Below are 20765 nucleotides of genomic sequence, written 5' to 3' on the forward strand. Positions count from 1 at the left end.
GACCCTAGCGTCCGGTAATCACCAACGAGTCCAGGACCGCCGACGAGTCCACTCCCTGCGGCAGCGTCCCGAAGGCCCGTCCCCATTCGCCGGACAGGCGGGAGGCGCAGAACGCGTCGGCCACGGCTGCGGGCGCGTGCCGTACGAGCAGGGACGCCTGCAGGAGCAGGGTCATCTCCTCGGCGCCGCGCCGCGCGTCCGCCTCGCCGGCCGAGGCGATGGTCTTCTGGACCCGCTCGGCCGCGTCGGCGACCCGGCGGTCGCCCGCCGTCGCCACCTCGGCGAAGAACGCCTCGGCCGCCTCGGGCTCGCGCGTCAGCACCCGCATCAGGTCGAGCGCGGCCACGTTGCCGGAGCCCTCCCAGACGCCGTTGAGCGGCGACTCACGGAAGAGGCGGGGAAGCTGCGACTCCTCGACGTACCCGTTGCCGCCCAGGCACTCCAGCGCCTCGGCCGCGTGCGCCGGGCCGCGTTTGCACACCCAGTATTTCGCCGCGGCCAGCGCCGCCCGCCGGAACAGGCCCTCGCCGGCGTCGCCGTGTACCGCCCGGTCGGTCGCCCCGGCGAGCCGCAGCATCAGCGTGGTCGCCGCCTCGGACTCCAGCGCCAGGTCGGCGAGCACGTTGCGCATCAGCGGCTGGTCGATCAGCTCCCGGCCGAACACCCTGCGGTGGCGGGCGTGGTGGAGCGCCTGCGCCAGGCCGTACCGCATGCCGGCCGCCGAGCCGATCACGCAGTCGAGCCGGGTCATGTTGACCATCTCGATGATGGTGCGGACGCCCCGGCCCTCCTCTCCGACCGGGAACGCGATCGCGCGCTCGTACTCGACCTCGGCCGAGGCGTTGGACCTGTTGCCGAGCTTGTCCTTCAGCCGCATCAGCCGGATCGCGTTGCGTGTGCCGTCCGGCAGGACGCGGGGGAGCAGGAAGCACGACAGGCCGCCGGGCGCCTGCGCCAGCACCAGGAACACGTCGCACATCGGCGCCGAGTTGAACCACTTGTGCCCGGTGATCGCGAAGGTCCCGTCGGCGAGCGGTTCCGCCCGCGTCGTGTTGGCCCTGACGTCGGAGCCCCCCTGCTTCTCGGTCATCGCCATGCCGGCGAGCACGCCGCGCTTGCCTGCGGCCGGGCGCAGCCCGAAGTCGTAGGTGCGCGAGGCCAGCAGCGGCTCCCACTCGGCGCACAGCGCGGGGGAGTGCCGCAGCGCGGCCACCGCGGCGTACGTCATGGAGATCGGGCAGCCGTGCCCGGCCTCGACCTGCGACCAGACGAAGAACTTTGCCGCACGGGCCACGTGCGCGCCGGGCCGGGCGGAGGTCCAGGGCGTGGCGTGCATGCCGTTGGCGACCGCGACCGACATCAGTTCGTGCCACGCGGGGTGGAACTCCACCTCGTCGACGCGGTTGCCGTACCGGTCGTGGGTGCGCAGCACGGGCGGGTTCTCGTTGGCCAGCCTGCCCCACTCCTGCGCCCGCTCCGACCCGGCCAGCGTGCCGAGCCGATGGAGCTCCCCCGTCGACCAGTCGGCGCCCTCCCGCGCGAGGCCCTCCAGCAGCGCGCGGTCGGCCGAGACATCGTGCCCGGTCAGTGGGGGAACCTGGTTGGTCACGTCATGGGTCACTGGGTCCTCCTGTCGGGGTGGGGCCGTCCTGACGGACGGGTCGACCGGTCGGATGGGCTGACCGCCGGAACAGGTTCAGCATCCCCGGACGTCGCCGGAACCGCCAGCTCACGTGACTGCGGCGCCGTCGATCCCGGCCCCGCTGATCTCCAGCCCCAGCTCGGCGGCCGCCTCCAGGACGAGGTCGCGGGCGTAGTCCCAGTCGTCGTCCCGGTCGCCTTCTTGATCATCCGTACGCTCCCCGCTCCACCCGGTGCCGTGCCCCTCGCACAGCACGCGGTGGATCCCCTCGATCGCCCGCCGGTCCCCGCGTCCGGCCAGACCGAGTGCGGCCTCGGCGACCGTCGTCAGATCGGTGTCGGCCAGCCGGTCGGCGAGCGCCTCCCTGATCGGCCGGGTGTCGGCGGCCAGGCCGGCGATGCCCATGGTGGCCCAGTCGCGCACCTCCGGGTCGGCGCTCTCGCTCAGCCTGATGAGCGCGGCGATGCCCGCCTCGTCGTCCGGCGGAAGGACGGCGGCGAGCGCCACCGCGTCGTTCACCGTGGGCGTCCGTCCGGGCAGTTCGACGATGTCCAGCACCTCGGGCAGCGCCCGCTCGTCGGCCCGGTGGCCGAGCGCGTGGAGGACGGACTCGACGACCCGCGGCTCGCTCTCCTGGCGGGCCATGTCCCGCAGGATCGCCAGGGCCCGATCGTGATAGGGGTCGTGCCCCAGGTCCTGGCCGAACTCGGCGAGCACGTCGGCGCCGAACTCGCGCTCGACCGGGTCGGCGCCGTCGCACAGCCGCGTCACCGCCTCGAACGTCTCGTCGTCGTGTCGCCGCCGCAGCGCGTGCACGGCCGACCACCACGTCACGTCCTCCGCGTCGATCTCCCGGTACGGCCTGACGCGCTCGAGCAGCTCGGCGACGGGCGGGCGGACGCCGACCGCGATCTCCAGATGCGTCGCGATCGCGACATGGCCGCACTGCCTGCTGATCGCGACACGGCCGCCGTCGGGACGGCGCGCCTCGACGGAGATCAGGCGGGTGCCGTCGGGGCCGGCGCATCCGGATGTGACCAGGGTGTGGTCGCCCTCCGCGTGCTCTTCCCCCAGGTGGGCGGCGATCTCCTCGCGCAGCGCGCTCTCCAGGTCGGCGGACGCCCACCATCTGGCGATCTCCAGCGCGGACCGGCCGCCGGAACCGGGCAGGGAGGGGTCGGCGCCGTGCTCCAGCAGCGACCGGACGATTCCGTACGCGCCGAAGCGCGCGGCGAGGGTCAGGGGGGTGTCCCCGTCGTCGTTCGCCCCGTCCGGGTCCGCGGCGGCGTCGAGCAGGACGTCGGCCGACTCCAGATGGCCGTTGGCCGAGGCCCACAGCAGCGCGGTCCAGCCGCCGTGCTCCCTGGCGTCGGGGTCGGCGCCCCCGTCGAGCAGGGCCTGGACGGTCCGGGCGTGGTCCCGGCGCGCGGCGGCGCACAGGGGAAGCCCCTCGTCCTCGCCGCCGCTCGGCCGGTCGGGCTCGGCGCCGTACTCCAGGAGCAGCCGGACGATTTCGTGGTTTCCGGCGACGGCGGCGCGGTAGAGCGGTGTCGTGCCCTGAGCGGGGTTCAGGGCGGTGGTCAGGGTGATGTCCGGGTGCAGCATGGCCGCCACCCGCGCCACGTCGCCTCCCGCCACCGCGTCGAGGAGCTTGCTCCGGCTCACCCCTCCATGCTCACATATGCCCGGATAATCGTTCCCAGGGAGGATGGGAGCGCGTGCACGATCGGGCTACCTTGGACATCGTGAACGATTCGGGTGAGATGCGTGCTTCCGATGCCGAACGTGAGGCGGTGGTGGAGAAACTCCGCGAGGCGTCGGTCGAGGGGCGGTTGACCCTCGCCGAGCTGACCGAGCGGACTGAGGCGGCCTATCTCGCCCGGACCCACGCCGAGCTGGCGCAGCTCACCGCGGATCTCCCCGGTGGAGCCCCGGCCCCCGGCCCGGGATTCACACGGCCGGCTCGGCCCGGACGTCAGAAGGGCAGGGTGCGCGACTGGATCGTGGCCGTGATGGGTGACACCAAGCGGAAGGGCAAGTGGCGCATCGACCAGGAGATCGGCGCGGTGTGCGTGATGGGAGACGTCACCATCGACCTCCGCGAGGCCGAGGTGCGCACCCCCGAGGTCGACATCGTGGTCACCTGCGTGATGGGTGACGTCAAGGTCATCGTTCCGGACGGTGTCGACGTCGAGCTCTCCGGGTTCACCTTCCTGGGGGACAAGAAGGTCCGGGTCGTGGAGGCGCCGACCGGCCACAACGCTCCCGTGGTGCGGGTGCGCGCCCACGTGGTGATGGGCGATGTGAAGGTCATCGGGGACTCCCACGCCGAGCCGATCAAGCGTGCCCTGGGCGCGTGGACCGATTGGTGGCTGGAGCGCCGCCATGAGATCGGCCGTCAGATCGAGCACAACTTCCGTAACGTGATGGAACACGACAGGCAGGCCCGCGGCGAGCTGATGCGCGAGGTCCGGGAGAACACCCGTGAGCTGCGCCGGAGTGCCCGTGAGGCGGGCCGTGAGGCCGGGGACGCCTGGCGGGGTATGCGCGGCGGCGGTCTGCCTCCCGATCCTCCGGCACCACCCGCGCCTCCGCCGCCTCCGTACGGCGGCCCTCGCCGCTGACCGGCCCCGGACGTCTCAGCCGAGCGGTCGCACGTGGTCTCCCTCCGCCTCCGTGGTCTCCCCTCCGCCTCCGTGATCTTCCGCGGGTCGCGGAGGCGGAGGGGGCCGGTGGGTCAGGACAGGCCGGGGGCGGGGAACTGCGCGGTCAGCTCCGTGACCTCGCGACGGACCCGGGTGATCGTGCTCTCCGCCTCGGCCTCGCCCTTGGCGACCGCGGTGACCACCTCGTCGATCCACGCCCCGATCTGGCGCATCTCCGCCTCGCCCATGCCGCGCGAGGTGACCGACGGGGTGCCGATGCGGATGCCCGACGGGTCGAACGGCTTGCGCGGGTCGAACGGCACCGTGTTGTAGTTGGTCTCCAGGCCGGCCCGGTCGAGGGCCTTGGCGGCCGGCTTGCCGCCGATGCCCTTGGGGGTCAGGTCCATGAGGATCAGGTGGTTGTCCGTACCCCCCGAGACCAGGTCGAAGCCGCGGGCGAGCAGCTCGTCGGCGAGGGCACGCGCGTTGTTCACGATCTGCGCGGCGTACGCCTTGAACTCCGGCTGGGCCGCCTCGTGCAGCGCCACCGCGATGGCGGCGGTCGTGTGGTTGTGCGGGCCGCCCTGCAGGCCGGGGAAGACCGCCTTGTTGAGCGCCGTGGCGTGCTCGTCGGAGTCGGCCATCAGCATCGCGCCGCGCGGCCCGCGCAGCGTCTTGTGGGTGGTCGTGGAGATCACATCGGCGTGGCCGACCGGCGAGGGATGCGCGCCGCCCGCGACGAGTCCCGCGATGTGCGCGATGTCGGCGGCGAGCACGGCGCCGACCTCACGGGCGATCTCGGCGAACGCGGGGAAGTCGATGGTGCGCGGGATGGCCGTGCCGCCGCAGAAGATCAGCTTGGGCCGGTGCTCCAGCGCGAGCGCGCGCACCTCGTCCATGTCGACCCGGCCGGTGTCCTTGCGTACGCCGTACCGGACCGGGTTGAACCACTTGCCGGTGGCCGACACCGACCAGCCGTGCGTCAGGTGGCCGCCGAACGGCAGGCCCATGCCCAGCACGGTGTCGCCGGGCTGGAGGAACGCCAGATAGATGGCGAGGTTGGCGGGGGAGCCGGAGTAGGGCTGGACGTTGGCGTGACGCACTCCGAAGACCGACTTGGCGCGCTCGACGGCGAGCGTCTCGATCCTGTCGATGACCTGCTGGCCCTCGTAGTAGCGCTTGCCGGAATAGCCCTCGGAGTATTTGTTCGTCAGCACCGTGCCCGTGGCCTCGAGCACCGCACGGGACACGTAGTTCTCCGAGGCGATCAGCTTGACCGTGTCGGTCTGCCGCCGCTCCTCCGCCCTGATCAGCTCGGCGATCTCGGGATCGACGACGTTCAGCGAGTTCTCGGTCATGGCGCTTCCTTCTCCGTCGACACTTCATCGAGAACGACGACCCAGGCGCACGGCCGCCGCGGACTCGCTCCCCGGTGGTGCCCCACCTATTACCCGTGCCCTGGGGGCACACAGCGCCAGTCGCGGTGCCTTCAACCCTATCCGAGCGTCCCGCGGTCGCGTACGGGTCAGGTGTCGGAGATCGACACATCGCGGAAGACGCCCACGCGGGGGATGTCGACCTCTCGGGCCGGGTCAGGCAGCACGGATCGGGACGTCGTCGAACAGCCCGGCGCCGGGAAGGTCGACGCTGATCGTCTCCAGGTCCTCGGGCACGCCGCTGAAACTCGCGTAGAGCTGCAGGTTGTCCCCGGACTCGAGATATTTACGGGGAACGCTGCTGCACAGGCACGCCCCGTCCTGCTTCGCGGGGCTGAACTTGGATCCGGTCGGCGGGTCGAGCAGGCCCGCACCGGTGACCGTGCTCCCGAGCATGTCCGGGGGCCACCAGTTAGAGCCCCCGGTCGCCTTGACCGTCCACTGCACGCCGACGGAGGTCCCCCGCCGCCGCACCGTTTCGATCGTCACCTTGAACGATGTGCCCCGGAACTGGACGTCACGGGTCGCGACCGGCCCTTTCGGTGGATCCGGCGTACCGATCCCGTTCTGGAGCACCAGGAACAGGGCGGCGGCGGAAGCGGCGACGAACGCCCCGGCCCCGGCTATCGGCAGCCACCTCCTGCCGCCGCCGGGCGCGCTCTCCCGGACCGCGGCGGTCTTCCGGGCCACCGTTGACTCCCCGGGGTCCGGGGTGGTCCAGATGTCGCTGACGATCCGGGTGGCGGCCTCGACGGCCACCTCCTCCCGGCCCAGCAGCCGGTCCAGGAGTTGCTGCGCGGTCGGGCGGCGGGCCGGGTCCTTGTCCAGGGTCCGTTCGACCAGTGGCCGCAGCCGCTCGTCGAGGCCGTCGAGCACGGGCACGTGATGGGCCACCCGGTAGAGCACCTCGGGGGCGGCCCCGGTGCCGAACGGCGGGCGGCCGGTGCCGGCGTAGGCGACCACGCAGCCCCACGCGAAGATGTCGGCGGCGGGGGTGACGAGGTCGCCGCGCACCTGTTCCGGGGACATGTAGCTCGGTGTGCCGATCGTCGCCCTGGTGCGCTCGGCCAGCGTGTCGGCCAGCTGCGCGATGCCGAAGTCGATCACCCGGGGGCCGACCGGGGCGAGCAGGATGTTGGAGGGCTTGAGGTCGCGGTGGACCACCCCGGCCCGGTGGATCGCGCCGAGGGCCGTGGCCACGCCGACCGCGAGGGCGTCCAGGTTGGAGCCGGCCAGCGGCCCCTGCGCGTCGACCACGGCGGACAGGTCGGGCCCGTCGACGTACTCGGTGACGAGGTAGTGGAGGTCTCCGTCCTGGCCGGCGTCCAGCACCGGGGCGGTGCAGAACCGGGCGACCCGCTTGGCGGCCTCCGCCTCCTTGCGGAACCTGTTGTAGAACTCCTCCTGGGAGGCGAGCTCCGGGCGCATGACCTTGACCGCGACCTTGCGCCCGGCGGGGTCCTGGGCGAGGTAGACGATTCCCATACCGCCCTCGCCCAGACGGCGTAGGGGCACGTACGGCCCGATCACCCGCCGATGTGCGGCGGTGAGATGGTTTGTGGCGGTTCCTGCCTGCTGCCCGTTCATCGGAGCCCATCTTGGCGGATCAGTCACCATTTGGCGAAGATTCCCCCAAACCGGGTCAGGCCGTACCGGACTCACGTTGGTGCCGAGCCATGCCGTTCAGCGGCCACAGACGGTCCACCTCGGCGTTCAGCGTCGCGCCGATGAGCACGGCGAGGGCCGTGATGTACAGCCAGAGCAGTACGGCGATCGGGGCGGCGAGCGAGCCGTAGACCGACAGCGGCGTGAACCAGGCGGCCAGCACCTCGCGCAGGACGGCCGCGCAGAGGATCCAGATGAAGAGGGCGAGCACCGCCCCGGGGATCTCGCGCCACCACCGCGTCCTGCGCGGCACGCTGACGTGGTAGAGCAGCGTGAGCATGAAGACCGAGCCGAGTACGACCACCGGCCAGTAGAAGATCGTCACGACGACCTCGTACCGCGGCAGCGCGTTCGACAGCAGGGTCGGCCCGATGACGAGGATCGGCATGACGATCAGGCCGATCAGCAGCGCGGCCACATAGAGCGCGAAGGACATCACGCGGGTACGGATGATTCCCCGCTCCTCGCCCAGGCCGTACGCGATGGAGATCAGGTCCACGTAGACGAACAGAGCGCGGGAGCCGGACCACAGCGATAACAGGAACCCGACGGAGATCAGCGAGACCTGGCCGCCGGTGAGCGCGTCGGCGAGCAGCGGCTCGACCACGCGCTCCACCGTGTTGTGGCTGAACAGCAGCTCCGACTGGTCGATGACCCACCGCCGGATGTCCTGCACCGTGTGCTCGCCCAGCAGGCCGCTGAGATGTCCCATGACGCCGAGCAGTCCGAGCGCGAACGGCGGCAGCGACAGCAGTGCGAAGAAGGCCGCCTCGCCGGCCAGACCGGTCACCCGGTAGTTGAACCCGGCGAACGTGGTCGCCTTCGCCAGGGCCCAGACGCCGGTGTCCCTGAGCCTGCTCAGACCGGCCCCGGCCGCCGCCATGCCACGGCGTGACAGATGCCTCGGCGTTCGCCGCGTGCGCGCCGACGCGTCCGTAGTGGTCAATTGGCACCCGACCGGTGTGAGAAAGAACTAGAGGCCAAGGATAGAGGGCATGGGACGGTACTGGGGTGCGGAGGTGGCACGATGATCTGTACGGCGTGCAAGGACCGCAGGCACCAGGACTGCCGCGGCGGCTCGTGGTGCGACTGCCAGCACAAGGAGCCCAGGGCCGACGGGCACGTCGAACCCGCGGAGAACTGGGTGCGCAAGGGGTGAGATCACCGAGGCGAGAACGGACATAGTTCGCGAATTACGTCCGTATATTGGACCGGAACTTGGACATCTGGGAGCTCCCGGGTATCGTTCATGACATGCCAGCGGATCCGTTGCTCGTCGTGCGACGCCACGTCGACCTCCAGCGTGTCCGCAGTGCTATGTGTATCGACGCCGGCTGACCGCCGCCCTCTACTGTTCCACTCGGGCGCGCCGCCTGGCGTCCTTTTCGCATGCCCCTGCACTCGATGACGAGGCGGGAGGAGCCTGCGCCGCGCCCCGGACCGATCAGACATCGATCCTCGGAAAAGGACGCGCCCATGAGTACCCCGGTACGCCCGGCGAATCGCCACCACAAGCGCCCACGTGGCGAAGGCCAGTGGGCCCTCGGCTACCGTGAGCCGCTGAACGCGAACGAAGAGAACAAGAAGAACGACGACGGGCTCAACGTCCGTCAGCGGATCGTCGACGTCTACGCCAGGCACGGCTTCGACTCGATCGACCCGTCCGACCTGCGCGGCCGGTTCCGCTGGTACGGCCTGTACACGCAGCGCAGGCCCGGCATCGACGGCGGCAAGACGGCCGTTCTGGAGCCGGAGGAGCTCGAGGACCGCTACTTCATGATGCGGATCCGCACCGACGGCGGCCAGCTCAGCCTGGAGCAGCTGCGGGTCATCGCCGACATCTCCAACGAGTACGCCAGGGGCTCGGCCGACGTCACCGACCGGCAGAACATCCAGCTCCACTGGGTCGAGATCGAGTCGGTGCCGGACATCTGGGCGCGGCTGGAGGCCGTCGGGCTGAGCACCACCGAGGCCTGCGGCGACACGCCCCGGGGGATGCTCGGCTGCCCGCTCGCCGGGATCGACTCCGACGAGGTGATCGACGGCAGGGCCCAGCTCCGGGAGATCCGCGAGCGCTACATCGGCAACCCCGAGTTCTCGAACCTGCCGCGCAAGTACAAGACCGCCATCAGCGGCTGCGCGGCGCACTGCACCGTGCACGAGATCAACGACGTGGCGTTCGTCGGCGTCGTCGACGAGCGGGGCGAGGCCGGCTTCGACCTCTGGGTCGGCGGCGGCCTGTCGACCAACCCGATGTTCGCCCAGCGGCTCGGCGTGTTCGTCCGCCCCGAGCAGGTCCCGGAGGTGTGGGCCGGGGTCACCTCCGTCTTCCGCGACTACGGCTACCGGCGGCTGCGCAGCAGGGCCAGGCTGAAGTTCCTGGTCAAGGACTGGGGCCCGGAGAAGTTCCGCGAGGTGCTGCAGACGGAGTACCTCAAGTACGACCTGCCCGACGGCCCGGCTCCGCTGGCGCCGCGTGGCGGCCGCCGCGACCACGTCGGCGTCCACCCGCAGCGGGACGGCAACTTCTACGTCGGCTTCGCCCCCCGGGTGGGCCGGCTCAGCGGCGACCTGATGCACCTGATCGCGGACATCGCCGAGCGCCACGGCTCCGGCCGGGTGGGGACGACAATCGAGCAGAAGATGGTCATCCTCGACGTCGCGCCGGACCGGGTGGAGTCGATGGTCGCCGAGCTGGAGGCGGCCGATCTCCAGGTCAACCCGTCGACGTTCCGCCGCCAGACGATGGCCTGCACCGGCATCGAGTACTGCAAGCTCGCGATCGTCGAGACCAAGAACGCCGCGTCCGAGCTGATCGACGAGCTGGAGCGCCGCCTGCCCGGCTTCACCGAGCCGCTGACGATCAACCTCAACGGCTGCCCGAACTCCTGCGCCCGCATCCAGACCGCGGACATCGGCCTGAAGGGCCAGCTCATGGTCGACGACAGCGGTGAGCAGGTCGAGGGGTATCAGATCCATCTGGGCGGCGCGTTCGGCGCGACGTCGGCCTTCGGCCGGAAGGTCCGCGGGCTCAAGACCACGGCAGCGGAGCTGCCCGACTACGTGGAGCGGGTCGTGCGCAACTTCGAGAAGCAGCGGGACGAGGGAGAGATCTTCAGCGAGTGGGTCCGGCGGGCGGACGAGGCCGATCTCCGGTGAGCGGTCCCGGCACGGAACGGGCCGTGCCCTTCTACTGCCCCTACTGCGGAGACGAGGACCTGGAGCCGTACGTCACCGAGGAGGAGAGCCACGGCTGGTACTGCCGTTCCTGCGCCAGGGCCTTCCGGGTGCGCTTCCTCGGACTCGGCGTCCGACGTCCGTCATGAGCAGTGATGACCGACTTGTGTGAGGAGTGGAGTGGAGTGGAGTATGGCGGTGACACTGGTGGAGATGGCGGCCGGACTGGAACGGCAACGGACGAGGCTCGACCCGCAGGGCATCGTTGAGTCGGCGGCCGCGTTCCTGGAGGACGCGCCCGCCCGTGAGATCATCGGCTGGGCGGCCGCGACGTTCGGCGACCGGCTCTGTCTCACCTCCTCGATGAGCGACGCCCTGCTGATCGATCTGGTCAGCCGGGTCAAGCCGGGGATCGACGTGCTGTTCGTCGACACCGGCTACCACTTCGCCGAGACCATCGGCACGAGGGACGCGGTGGAGGCGGTCCACAAGATCAACGTGATCGACGTGAAGCCGACGCGCACGGTCGAGGAGCAGCACCGCGACCTCGGGCCCCGGCTGTACGGCCGCAACCCCGACCTGTGCTGCTACCTGCGCAAGGTGGAGCCGCTCAACCAGGCGCTGGAGCCGTACCTGGCCTGGATCTCCGGGATCCGGCGGGACGAGGCGCCGACGCGGGCGGGCACGAAGGTGGTGGAGTGGGACGCCAAGCGCCAGATGGTCAAGATCAATCCGATCGCCGCCTGGACGCAGTCCGACGTCGACAACTACATCGCCGACAACGGGGTGCTGATCAACCCGCTGCACTACGACGGCTACCCGTCGATCGGCTGCGCCCCGTGCACCAGGCGCGTCGAGCCGGGCGAGGACGCGAGAAGCGGCCGCTGGGCCGGCCTCGGGAAGCTCGAATGCGGCATACACCTCTGATCGCGGTGGCGCACGGGTCTCGCGACCCGCGCGCCGCCGCCACGGTGGAGGCCCTGCTGGATCGGGTGCGGCTCACCCGCCCCGATCTGGAGGTGCGGGCCGCCTACCTGGACCACACGTCCCCGGCTCCGGCCGGGGCACTGGCCGATCTGGACGAGGCCGCGGTCCTCCCGCTGCTGCTCACCGCGGCCTACCACAGCCGCGTCGACATCCCCGCCGTGCTGCGGGAGGTGTCGGCGCTGCAGCCGCGGCTGCGCGTCCACCTCGGCTCGACCCTGGGCCCGCATCCGCTGCTCGTCACCGCCCTGGAACGCCGCCTCGCCGAGGCCGGGGTGAAGATCGGCGACCCCGGCACGGCCGTGGTCCTGGTCTCCGCCGGTTCCAGTGACGCACGGGCCAACGCGGTCGTCGGCGACCTCGCCCGCCAGTGGGCCGGATCGCGCCCGTGGTGGTCGGTCACCGCCGCCTACGCATCGGCCGCCGCCCCCGCCCCGGCCGAGGAGGTCGTACGGCTCACGCGCGCCGGAGCCAGGAGGGTGGTGGTGGCCCCCTACCTGCTCGCGCCGGGTTACTTCTCCGACAAGGTGCGACGGGACGCTCTCCAGGCCGGGGCGCACCGCGTGGCCGACGTCCTCGGCCCCGCCCCCGAGCTGGTCACGATTCTCCTCGAACGCTACGGCCAGGCCGTACGCAACGACATCACCCCCGATTCCGCCTGACACCCCCCCGCGCGTGATCTTGCGAATTCTCGCAGACCACCCTCCTGACCAGCGCGAATAGAATTCGTGATCTTGCGGTTTCTCGCAGACGGGCCTCCTGGCCTGCTCTGATGCCCTCCGTGATCTTGCAGTTGGACGATGCAAGATCACGGAGGTCTTTCTCGCTGCTCAGGGCATACGTCTGCGAGAAACTGCAAGATCACGAACGTTGAAAGCCGTGGTCTCGGCTCGACGTGCGAGTATTCGCAAGATCACGGCCGGGGGTGGAGTGGGGTGGGGCACGGCGGTGGGAAAACGGGTTGCGGGGGTGGGTGAGGGCGTTGTTACCATTCGGGCGGACGCCGCGATCGGCGCGGCCGCCGACAGGGGAGGTGAGGACTATGCGGGTCTTTCTGACGACCATGCCGTCCGTCAACTCCCGGGTGCCCGCCTAGTCACGACATCGCGCTGGACACCCGGTTTCCGAAGGGTGTCTTCACGTCATGTCCTCCTTTTTCGATCTTTCCTCGCTCGGCTGGCACGACGGGCTTCAGGCTCTGCTTCCGGGCGGCACCGTCCCCGGCCGGGTTGCCCGGGTCCATCGGGGCGCCGCCGAGGTCCTCGCGGCCGGCGGAGAACACCACGTCAGGTTCGGCGCCCAGGTGCGCCGGGCGGCGGCCGACGACCCCATCGCGCTGCCGTGCGTGGGCGACTGGGCGGCGCTGCACCGGCTCGACGAGGGCCGCTACGAGCTGGCGGCGGTGCTGCCGCGCACGACCGCCTTCGTCCGCGGCGGGGTGAGCCGCGACTCACGCGGTGGCCTGTCCGGCGACGGCCAGGGCCAGGTGCTCGCGGCGAACGTCGACGTGGTGTTCGTCGCGGAGCCCGCGATGCACGCGACCGACTTCGCCGATTTGGGCCGGATCGAGCGGCTCGTCGCCCTCGCCTGGGAGAGCGGGGCCCGGCCGGTCGTTCTGATCACCAAGCCCGACCTGCTCGATCTGGGTCTGGACGGTCTCCTCGCCGATGTGTCCGCAGCCGCGCCCGGTGTGGCGGTCCACCCTGTCTGCTCGCCGACGGGGGAGGGGCTGGACCTCGTCCGCGCCCACCTCAGCGGATCACGCGGGTACGGGACCGCGGTGGTGCTCGGCCCGTCGGGCGCGGGGAAGTCGACGCTCGTCAACGCACTGGCCGGCACCGATGTGATGGCGACGCAGCAGGTGCGGGCGGCCGACGGGCGCGGCAGGCACACCACCGTCCACCGCGAAATGATCATGCTGCCCGGCGGCGGTCTCATCATCGACACCCCCGGCATCCGCCGGGTCGGGCTGTACGACATGAGTGACGGCGTCGATCTGGTCTTCTCGGACATCGAGGAGCTGGCCGAGAACTGTCGCTTCTCGGACTGCGCGCACACGGCTGAGCCCGGCTGTGCCGTACTCGCGGCGCTGGAGTCGGGGGAGCTGCCGGAGCGGCGGCTGGACAGCTGGCGCAGGCTGCTGCGCGAGGCGCGCTGGATGGCGACCCGCACCGACGCCCGGCTGCGCAGTGAGGAGGCCCGTAAGTGGAAGATCATCCACAAGGAGATGCGGCGATCGGGGCGAAGCCGCCCCTGACGGTGGGTATGAGCGCGTTATGAAACGGGTGCGGCTGCCGTTCGCCGACCGCGCGGAGGCGGGGGCGCTGCTGGCCGAGGTTCTGTACGGCATGGCCCTGGAGGACCCGGTCGTGCTCGCCCTGCCGCGCGGCGGGGTGGCGGTGGCCGTACCCGTGGCCGAGCGGCTGGCGGCGCCGCTTGAGGTGCTCGTCACCAGGAAGATCGGCTGTCCGGATCAGCCGGAGCTCGGTGTCGGGGCGATCTCCGAGGGCGGCGAGCCGGTGTTCGACCGCGAGCTGCTCTATCGGCTCGGGTTCGACGTCGGCGACGTCGCCGACGTGGTCGAGCGCGAGCAGCGAGAGCTGGCCAGGAGGGTACGGGTCTACCGGGGCGACCGGCCGCTGCCCCAGCTGGCGGGCCGTGACGTGATCGTGGTCGACGACGGGCTGGCCACCGGGGGCACCGCCCGCGCGGCGGTCCGGGCCGTGCGCGCCCGGCAGAAGGGGCGCGGCGGGGTCACTCTGGCGGTGCCGGTGGCCGCCGACGAGACCGTACGGAGTCTGTCAGCGGAGGCCGACGACGTCGTCGTGCTCGCCACGCCCGAGGGTTTCCGTGCGGTGGGCCAGTGGTACGAGTGCTTCGACCAGCTCACCGACGAAGACGTGCTCGAACTGCTGGGACGGACCTGAGGGACGACCGGTGCCCGGGCGACACCGGTGACGCCCTTCTCCGTCTCATCCTGTGGAACGCGAAAGGCGGGACGGGACGCGACGGCATCGGACGGAGAGATTTCCAGATCGCCGGACACACGATGGACCGTCAGGGCCGGCTTCCGCCACGTGCACTGATCGTCTACCGTCCCCGCCGCCGGTCACGTTGGGTGGCGGCGAATGGCATAACAAGATCTTGACCCGCCCGGAGGCGAAACCTACCCTTTCATGGGAGCGTTCCCACGGCCGTGCGTGAACACGTTCCGCCGGGAAGCGCGCCCCGGGCCCTCGACGAATCCGGATGATCGAGGCGCGCCGCGCGAGCCGGAGATGCTGCCGATCGACGAGGAGCGTTCATGAGCCCCGAGACGAGGGTGGGGCGCCGACCGCCGGCGGCACCGTTCCATCCGGGGCCGGAGCCACGAGCCGCGGTCCGGCCCGCCGGTCACGGCCGGCGCAGGCGTTCGTGAACGGTGTCCACGACCGGGCGCGGCCTGCCCGAGCCGGACCGCATCGCCTGCTTCATCCATCCGCTTGCCGCGTGGGCCGACCTGGCACGGGCGGCGGCGTCCCCTTGACCCGCACCCGGGGGCCCTAGAGGGCCGAAGCGTTCGACCGGCCTGTTCGACGCGCCGTGGTGGACACGCACGCAATGGACGCGCGCCGTGGTGGACGCGTGCCGTGGTGGACACGTGCGCCCACGTCCTGCCGCGCACGGCCGCGGCCCGGTCCACGGCTGTCCGAAAAGGGAGCCGCGGACCGAAAGTTCCGGAGCTTGACGTGTATGACAGTCGAAGGAGGGTCATGCGGCTTTCGGTGGACTTCGTCTCCAGCCGTTTCGGTACGGCGGAGCTCGCGTGGGGACAGCTGGCCATGTGGGGGGCCATCCGTGACGTGGGACCGGACAACGCGCACTACTTCAATGTGCCCCGGCTGCTCGCCGTACCGCGCGCGGGCGGCCCGCACCATCCCGGCGCCGTGGCCGCGGCCCTGGCCGGGCTGGTGGGCCGGCACGACGCCCTGCGATCGCTCGTACGGCTCGGCGCGGCCGGGCCGTACCAGGAGGTGCTCGCTGCCGGGACCCTGTCGATCGAAATGGTCGAGGCGGAGCGCGGGGACGCCGGCGTCGCCGCGGCGGACCTCGTCGACCGCCTGGCCGGGCGGTCTTTCGACGACGGCGAGCAGCCGTTCCGCGCCGGATTCGTGGTCTGCGACGGCGCCGTCACCCACGTGGCGCTCGCGCTCAGTCATGCCGTCGCTGACTGGCACGCCGCCGACGTCGTGGTGCGCGACCTGCGGATGCTGCTGCTGCGCGGGGTGATCGCGCGACCCCCGTCGTCTCAGCTGCTCGAACTGGTGCGGGAGGAGAAGGCGGCGCCGGCCCGTTCGGATCGGGCGATCGCGCAGTGGGAGTCGCTCCTGCGGACCGTGCCGTCCATCATGTTCCCGACAGCGGTCGGGCCGGCTGCGACGCCGAGGTACGCGCGGGCCGTGCTGTCGTCGCCCCGGCTCAACCACGCCGCTCAGGTGCTCGCCCGCCGGACCGGCGTCAGTACGGCCACTGTCCTGATGGTGGCGGTCACCATGCTGCTACGTGAGCTGACCGGGCAGGAGACGTCCGCGATCACCCCGATCGTGCACAACCGCTTCAGCGACCGCACCAGGGGGCTGGTCGCCTGCCTCAACCAGCTGGGGCTGTTCGCCCTGGGCCGGGGAGGAGACCTCGTCGAGACCGTCATGAGCGAATATCCGGCGGTTCTCGCGGCCTACCGGCGGGCCCGCTACGACCCGCTGGCCTTCGATGTGATGATCGACCGGTTGAGCGCCGACCGGGGCGTCCCCATGTTTCCGTCGTGCTGCTTCAACGATCTGCGCCCCGGTGAGGACCCGGTCGACGCGGGCCACGCGGACGGGGAGTCAGAGCTGGAGTGGCTCTCCGGCATGGACCAGCGCAGCTGCCACTTCTGCCTGGCGCTGATGCGCTGGAAGGGCACGCTCGGTGTGGAGCTGAGCGCCGACACCGCCCGTCTGCCCAAGAGCGAGATAGCCGCCCTGCTGCACCGGCTCGAGTCTTTCGTGGTCGGCTCGGCCGCCCGAGAGCTCGCCGCATGAGCCGAGCACGATCTCAAGGGTCGCGATCTCAGAGTAGGGAGGGAAGTGGGGCGAAGATCGTCCGGGCGGCGGGACCCGTGCTCAGGCCTTCGCGCACAGGATGGTGACCGTGACGGTCAGCTTGTAGGCGACCGGGTTGTTCGGAAGGACGAAGACGTAGGAGTCGTTCAACGGTCCACCGTTCCGGTTGGACGCGTATCCCCACGAGACCTCGTTCGGGTTCACCAAGGTGCCGGCGGACTGGACCGTGTGGTCGCCGCTCACGAGGAACTTCCCGGCCGGGCAGGTAGTGGGGACGGCACCACCCTCCCCTTTGGCGAAGGTTTTGACAGTGGTGATCTTCTCCAGACCGGTGAGTCCGGCGGGGCCCTGCGGACCGGCGGGCCCGCGCTCGCCGCTGTCGCCCTTCGGTCCTGCGGGACCTTGCGGTCCCGCAGGACCGGCCTCGCCCGTCTCTCCGGTCGCCCCGGACGGACCGACGGGTCCGGTCTGGTTCCAGGTCAGTTCGCGGTGGCCCGGCGGACATGCCGGGCGGGACGTCGGCCATGGTGTGGGGCTGCTCATGGCCGAGGCCGTCTGCCCGTCGTAACCGGGCATCCGCACAATTCCGTCGGACCCCACGCAGGCCACGATGTCGGTGGCTCTGCCGTCCGCCACGGCTACGGCCACGCCCGCTCCGCCTACCAACAGTCCCGTCATGGCGCCGATGGCCAGCCATGTTCCCCGCTCCGCGATACGCCGCACGAGCCGACTCCTTCTTGGACAGCGACAATGTCGTGCGCAGCGTAGAAAACCAGGCCTGCCCGGGGCGTCCACCTGGCGAGCGACAGTAGATCATCCGCGCGGCGGAGCGGTGTGCACGCGAACGTACGGATCGGCCGGGCCGTGCGGCAGACTCGGGACGCCTCGGCGACAGGTGAAGATCCCGACGAGCCCTCCAGTCGCGGTTCGTCGGCGGCGTGCTCGGTGCCGCTGTACGGGTGGGGCGGTCCGCGGTCGGCAAGGGGATGGGTCAGGGCGTCGCGAGCTCGGCCCATACGATCTTGCCGCCAGGCCGTCGTCCGTCTGCCCGGGGCCAGCGGAAACCCCACGCCTTGGCGTACGTCTCGACCAGCCAGAGACCACGACCGCCTTCCTCCTCGTCGCCGGGGACGCGCAGGCGCGGCGGGGTTCTGGTTTCGTCCCACACCTCGATGACCATGCTGGACGAGGTCCGGTAGAGGCAGAGACAGATCGGCCTCACCTTGTCGTGCAGCTCGACGTAGCCGGGGTGGTCGCCGGTCCCGCGGTACATCGCCTTGACGGCGTTGGTGACCAGCTCCGAGGCGATCAGCTCGGCGCCTTCGATGATGTGGTCGAGACGCCACTTCCGCAGCGTGTCGCGTGTGTACATGCGGGCCGTGGCCACGGACTTCGGCAGTGCGGGCAGCGCCAGGCAGGCGACGGACGGGGCGTTCTCCAGGATGTTCACGGCGACCTCTGGCGGCAAGCGACGGGGAGTGATCGGGAGCCGCGGCCGTCGTCCCCCCTCAGGCAAACGGCCGCGGGCTCCCAGGCGGAACGGGCGTGGGTCACAGCTCAGGGGAAGGCTGAGCAAGTGCCCCACCCGCCCTGCCGGCTTTGTGGTGCCTTCCGATTCAGCCTGCCGGGCGGCGCGCTCCCGACTGGCTACGCACAGTGTGACTTCCGCGACCGTGAGTGTGCAACCTATATGAACGCACAGCCTGCAAAATATTTGAGGACATCTGAGAGGACTGGAAGGAGGGGCAAGATGTACCCATGCCGCCGACCAGACGACAACCCCCCACCGTGCGTTTGCGCCGCCTGGCCGCCGAACTGCGGCGGCTCCGCGTAGCAGCCGGACTGTCGCAGGATGATGTGGAGCGGCAGACACACATCAATGTGGCGACGCTGTACCGCATCGAGACGGCCAAGGCCAAGCCGCAGGTCAGGACACTTAAGGCCCTGCTCGACCTGTACGGTGTGACCGATGTGCAGCGAGCCGACCTGATGACCTTGCAGAAGGAGGCCGGCAAGCGCGGCTGGCTCCAGGAGCAGGACGCCGAGCTACCGGGGCAGTACCCGACCTACATCAGCTTCGAGGCGGAGGCCCGGCAGATCTGCAATTACGAGTCGCTGTTCGTCCCCGGACTGCTCCAGACCGAGGCGTACGCGAGGGCGGTCGTCCGCGGCGTGCGACCGACCGCCAGCGAGGAGGACGTCGAAATCCGGGTGGCCGCCCGGCTGCAACGGCAGAAGTTGCTGGCCGACGAGCACCGCCCAGGCTTCTGGGCGATCCTGGATGAGGGAGTGTTGGCGCGCATGGTCGGCGGGCCGGACGTCATGCGGGAGCAGATCGCCCGCCTGGCCGAGCACGCCCGCGACCCGTTCGTCACCGTGCAGGTCGTGCCCTTCGCGGCGGGCGCGCATCCCGGCATGCCGGGCAGCTTCGTGGTCATGAAGTTCGGCTCGGACGACCCTGACATCGTGTACGTCGACTCGATGGCCGGGGACCTGTTCCTGGAGCAGGAAGCCGAGTTGACGCGGTACAACAGTATCTTCGAACACCTGCGCGCCGTAGCGCTCAGCCCTGGCGACACCACGGCCATGCTGAAGAAGCTGGCCGCATCCTAGAGAGGAACCGGGAATGACCGACCTGTCCAACGCCAAGTGGAAGAAGAGCACGCTCAGCGGTGACGGCCAAAGCTGCGTCGAGGTGGCGATCACCGACACCGTGGTCGGCGTCCGCGACACCAAGGACCGTGAGGGCGGCACGCTCGTCTTCCGCCATGACGAGTGGCGCGCGTTCCTCGGGGGAGTGCGTAACGGAGAGTTCGACATCGACTGACACCGACGCAACACGGCGAGCCCTTGCCGTTGCGAGCTTCGGCGGCCAGGTGCGGCCCGCCGTCAGCAGGATCCGGCCATCTGGTGGCCGAGCCACTGCTGACCTGGGGTCCTGCTCGTTCTCAGCGGATGCAGACGACCTTGACGCCGAAGCCACCGGTCAGGCGCTCGATCACCAGCCACGCGCGGTCGGTGGTCATGATCGGTACGCCGTGGCGTTCCGCGATCGCGATCACCTGGGCGTCGGCGGTGGATAATGTGCTCACACCGCCCGCGGCTTTACGGTCCTGCTCCGTCCACTGCGCGCGTAGCCGGTAGGAGGAGTGCCGCAAGGCGGCGGCGCGCTGGGCGTCTGCTGTGGTCAGGGCCTCGTCGATGACCACGCCGAGGGCTGTCAGGTCGGCAGTGAGTTGAGCGGCGGTGCGGCGGTATCCGATCTGCTCGATGCGGCGGCACACCTCTGTTAGGGCGATCGTCGGCAGCACCGAGCCATCCAGCTCTGCCGTGACTTGGTCGGCTCCGCTCTCGCCGAGGACGAACGCGAGGACCGCGCCAGTGTCGAGAACGTGACTCACGCAGCGCCGTCCCGCACATCGTCGTCTTCATCATCGGCCGCGTCCTCCCGGTCCCACTCAGAAAGTGGCCAGCCGCCCGCCGGAGCGGGGGGCACCGCGTCCCGGATACGCCGGATCACTGCCTCCCTGGTGGTCAGCGTGACTTCTCCGTCTCCGCTGGCGGTGATGACCAGCTCTGCCCCATCGGGGATTCCCGCGGCCTGTCGGATGTCCACGGGAACGGTCAGACGACCTTTGTCGCTCATGCGCACGCAGCGCGTACGCTGTGGCCTGGTGTCCATACCAGCAAGCCTAGTCACTGAATCGGATGTGTGACACTCCCCATCTATCCTGGTCGCATTGAAGGAGGAGGGACGTTGAGCAGCGGATACTCCAAGTGGACTGACGTCAAGGCAAAGGCGCGGGCGCTCGATCCGCGCTCGGACGCGGAGCGGGAGGCAGGGCAAGAGGCTGCCCGTCAGCGCCGGGAGGCGTATGTGCGCGGCCATCAGCTTGCCGAGATGCGCAAGGCGGCTGGAGCCACTCAGGTGGAGCTCGCCGAGGCTCTTGGTGTGACCCAGGCTCGGATCTCCAAAATTGAAAATGGCGAGGTGTCCGGCATCGATGTCGTACGTGCCTATGTCATGGCGCTCGGAGGAACGGTCGATCTCGTCGCGACCTTGGGTGATCGCACCTGGAAAGTCGCCTAGCAGAGCTTCGTTTCACATCCAACGTGTCGGCGTTCTCGGCTGCCT

22 protein-coding genes and 1 riboswitch are annotated in these 20765 nt (G+C 70.4%); of the genes, 13 read left to right on the plus strand and 9 right to left on the minus strand.

Going from position 1 to position 20765, the window contains the following annotated elements; translation table 11 throughout:
• Nucleotides 1–4: 4 nt before the first annotated feature.
• A complete protein-coding gene (locus ACQP1K_RS09675; RefSeq protein ID WP_433500529.1) occupies nt 5–1621 on the minus strand; it encodes an isovaleryl-CoA dehydrogenase in 1617 nt (538 codons plus the stop codon).
• A gap of 108 nt (nt 1622–1729) precedes the next feature.
• Nucleotides 1730–3307, minus strand: a complete 1578-nt coding sequence (locus ACQP1K_RS09680; protein ID WP_433500530.1) for an ankyrin repeat domain-containing protein — start codon at nt 3305–3307, stop codon at nt 1730–1732.
• An 80-nt stretch (nt 3308–3387) separates the two neighbouring features.
• Here ACQP1K_RS09680 and ACQP1K_RS09685 point away from each other — a divergent pair, with 80 nt between their 5' ends.
• Complete coding sequence (locus tag ACQP1K_RS09685) at nt 3388–4266, plus strand: DUF1707 SHOCT-like domain-containing protein (RefSeq protein ID WP_433500531.1); 879 nt, start codon at nt 3388–3390, stop codon at nt 4264–4266.
• A 113-nt stretch (nt 4267–4379) separates the two neighbouring features.
• On the opposite strand, the gene glyA is transcribed toward ACQP1K_RS09685, so the two are convergent.
• The 3 genes from glyA to ACQP1K_RS09700 all read right to left on the minus strand — a co-directional run bounded on the left by glyA (nt 4380) and on the right by ACQP1K_RS09700 (nt 8271).
• Nucleotides 4380–5645 carry a serine hydroxymethyltransferase gene (glyA, locus tag ACQP1K_RS09690; RefSeq protein WP_433500532.1) on the minus strand — a complete coding sequence of 422 codons (1266 nt, stop codon included), beginning with the start codon at nt 5643–5645 and terminating at the stop codon, nt 4380–4382.
• Nucleotides 5646–5677: 32 nt separating this feature from the next.
• Nucleotides 5678–5779: riboswitch (ZMP/ZTP riboswitch) on the minus strand.
• Between the two features lie 100 nt (nt 5780–5879).
• Nucleotides 5880–7310, minus strand: coding sequence for a serine/threonine-protein kinase (locus tag ACQP1K_RS09695; RefSeq protein WP_433500533.1), 1431 nt, complete (start codon nt 7308–7310; stop codon nt 5880–5882).
• 55 nt (nt 7311–7365) lie between these two features.
• A complete protein-coding gene (locus tag ACQP1K_RS09700; RefSeq protein ID WP_433500534.1) occupies nt 7366–8271 on the minus strand; it encodes a YihY/virulence factor BrkB family protein in 906 nt (301 codons plus the stop codon).
• Between the two features lie 144 nt (nt 8272–8415).
• Here ACQP1K_RS09700 and ACQP1K_RS09705 point away from each other — a divergent pair, with 144 nt between their 5' ends.
• The 9 genes from ACQP1K_RS09705 to ACQP1K_RS09745 all read left to right on the plus strand — a co-directional run bounded on the left by ACQP1K_RS09705 (nt 8416) and on the right by ACQP1K_RS09745 (nt 16609).
• Nucleotides 8416–8547 carry a hypothetical protein gene (locus tag ACQP1K_RS09705; protein ID WP_433500535.1) on the plus strand — a complete coding sequence of 44 codons (132 nt, stop codon included), beginning with the start codon at nt 8416–8418 and terminating at the stop codon, nt 8545–8547.
• A 95-nt stretch (nt 8548–8642) separates the two neighbouring features.
• Nucleotides 8643–8726, plus strand: coding sequence for a putative leader peptide (locus ACQP1K_RS09710; RefSeq protein WP_431998870.1), 84 nt, complete (start codon nt 8643–8645; stop codon nt 8724–8726).
• A gap of 138 nt (nt 8727–8864) precedes the next feature.
• Nucleotides 8865–10547, plus strand: coding sequence for a nitrite/sulfite reductase (locus ACQP1K_RS09715; protein WP_433500536.1), 1683 nt, complete (start codon nt 8865–8867; stop codon nt 10545–10547).
• Nucleotides 10544–10714 (plus strand): Insertion element protein, encoded by a 171-nt coding sequence (locus tag ACQP1K_RS09720; RefSeq protein ID WP_433500537.1) that lies wholly within the window; start codon nt 10544–10546, stop codon nt 10712–10714. Before ACQP1K_RS09715 ends, ACQP1K_RS09720 begins: the two co-directional genes overlap by 4 nt.
• A 64-nt stretch (nt 10715–10778) precedes the next feature.
• Nucleotides 10779–11492 carry a phosphoadenylyl-sulfate reductase gene (locus tag ACQP1K_RS09725; protein WP_433501530.1) on the plus strand — a complete coding sequence of 238 codons (714 nt, stop codon included), beginning with the start codon at nt 10779–10781 and terminating at the stop codon, nt 11490–11492.
• Nucleotides 11474–12211: a sirohydrochlorin chelatase gene (locus ACQP1K_RS09730; RefSeq protein WP_433500538.1), complete on the plus strand. Its 738-nt coding sequence runs from the start codon at nt 11474–11476 to the stop codon at nt 12209–12211. The genes ACQP1K_RS09725 and ACQP1K_RS09730 overlap by 19 nt, the downstream gene beginning before the upstream one ends.
• A 482-nt stretch (nt 12212–12693) precedes the next feature.
• Nucleotides 12694–13806, plus strand: a complete 1113-nt coding sequence (rsgA, locus tag ACQP1K_RS09735) for a ribosome small subunit-dependent GTPase A (protein WP_433500539.1) — start codon at nt 12694–12696, stop codon at nt 13804–13806.
• A 19-nt stretch (nt 13807–13825) separates the two neighbouring features.
• On the plus strand, nt 13826–14476 hold the full coding sequence (locus ACQP1K_RS09740; RefSeq protein WP_433500540.1) for a phosphoribosyltransferase: 651 nt from the start codon (nt 13826–13828) through the stop codon (nt 14474–14476).
• A gap of 825 nt (nt 14477–15301) precedes the next feature.
• Nucleotides 15302–16609, plus strand: coding sequence for a condensation domain-containing protein (locus tag ACQP1K_RS09745; RefSeq protein WP_433500541.1), 1308 nt, complete (start codon nt 15302–15304; stop codon nt 16607–16609).
• Between the two features lie 81 nt (nt 16610–16690).
• On the opposite strand, the gene ACQP1K_RS09750 is transcribed toward ACQP1K_RS09745, so the two are convergent.
• Both ACQP1K_RS09750 and ACQP1K_RS09755 read right to left on the minus strand, forming a co-directional pair.
• The gene (locus tag ACQP1K_RS09750; protein ID WP_433500542.1) at nt 16691–17353 is read right to left on the minus strand and encodes a hypothetical protein; all 663 of its coding nucleotides are present in this window, start codon (nt 17351–17353) and stop codon (nt 16691–16693) included.
• A 268-nt stretch (nt 17354–17621) separates the two neighbouring features.
• On the minus strand, nt 17622–18098 hold the full coding sequence (locus tag ACQP1K_RS09755; RefSeq protein ID WP_433500543.1) for an ATP-binding protein: 477 nt from the start codon (nt 18096–18098) through the stop codon (nt 17622–17624).
• A 320-nt stretch (nt 18099–18418) separates the two neighbouring features.
• Between ACQP1K_RS09755 and ACQP1K_RS09760 the strand changes: the two genes are divergently transcribed.
• A complete protein-coding gene (locus tag ACQP1K_RS09760; protein ID WP_433500544.1) occupies nt 18419–19243 on the plus strand; it encodes a helix-turn-helix domain-containing protein in 825 nt (274 codons plus the stop codon).
• Nucleotides 19244–19256: 13 nt separating this feature from the next.
• Nucleotides 19257–19457: a DUF397 domain-containing protein gene (locus ACQP1K_RS09765; protein WP_433500545.1), complete on the plus strand. Its 201-nt coding sequence runs from the start codon at nt 19257–19259 to the stop codon at nt 19455–19457.
• 121 nt (nt 19458–19578) lie between these two features.
• Here the strand turns inward: ACQP1K_RS09765 and ACQP1K_RS09770 are convergent, their stop codons facing one another.
• Nucleotides 19579–20031, minus strand: a complete 453-nt coding sequence (locus ACQP1K_RS09770) for a PIN domain-containing protein (protein WP_433500546.1) — start codon at nt 20029–20031, stop codon at nt 19579–19581.
• Nucleotides 20028–20312 (minus strand): AbrB/MazE/SpoVT family DNA-binding domain-containing protein, encoded by a 285-nt coding sequence (locus tag ACQP1K_RS09775; protein ID WP_433500547.1) that lies wholly within the window; start codon nt 20310–20312, stop codon nt 20028–20030. Before ACQP1K_RS09775 ends, ACQP1K_RS09770 begins: the two co-directional genes overlap by 4 nt.
• 75 nt (nt 20313–20387) lie before the next feature.
• Between ACQP1K_RS09775 and ACQP1K_RS09780 the strand changes: the two genes are divergently transcribed.
• Nucleotides 20388–20720, plus strand: coding sequence for a helix-turn-helix domain-containing protein (locus tag ACQP1K_RS09780; protein WP_433500548.1), 333 nt, complete (start codon nt 20388–20390; stop codon nt 20718–20720).
• The last annotated feature ends 45 nt before the right edge of the window (nt 20721–20765 follow it).

The organism is Sphaerimonospora sp. CA-214678, from assembly GCF_050942215.1.
Lineage (GTDB): Bacteria > Actinomycetota > Actinomycetes > Streptosporangiales > Streptosporangiaceae > Sphaerimonospora.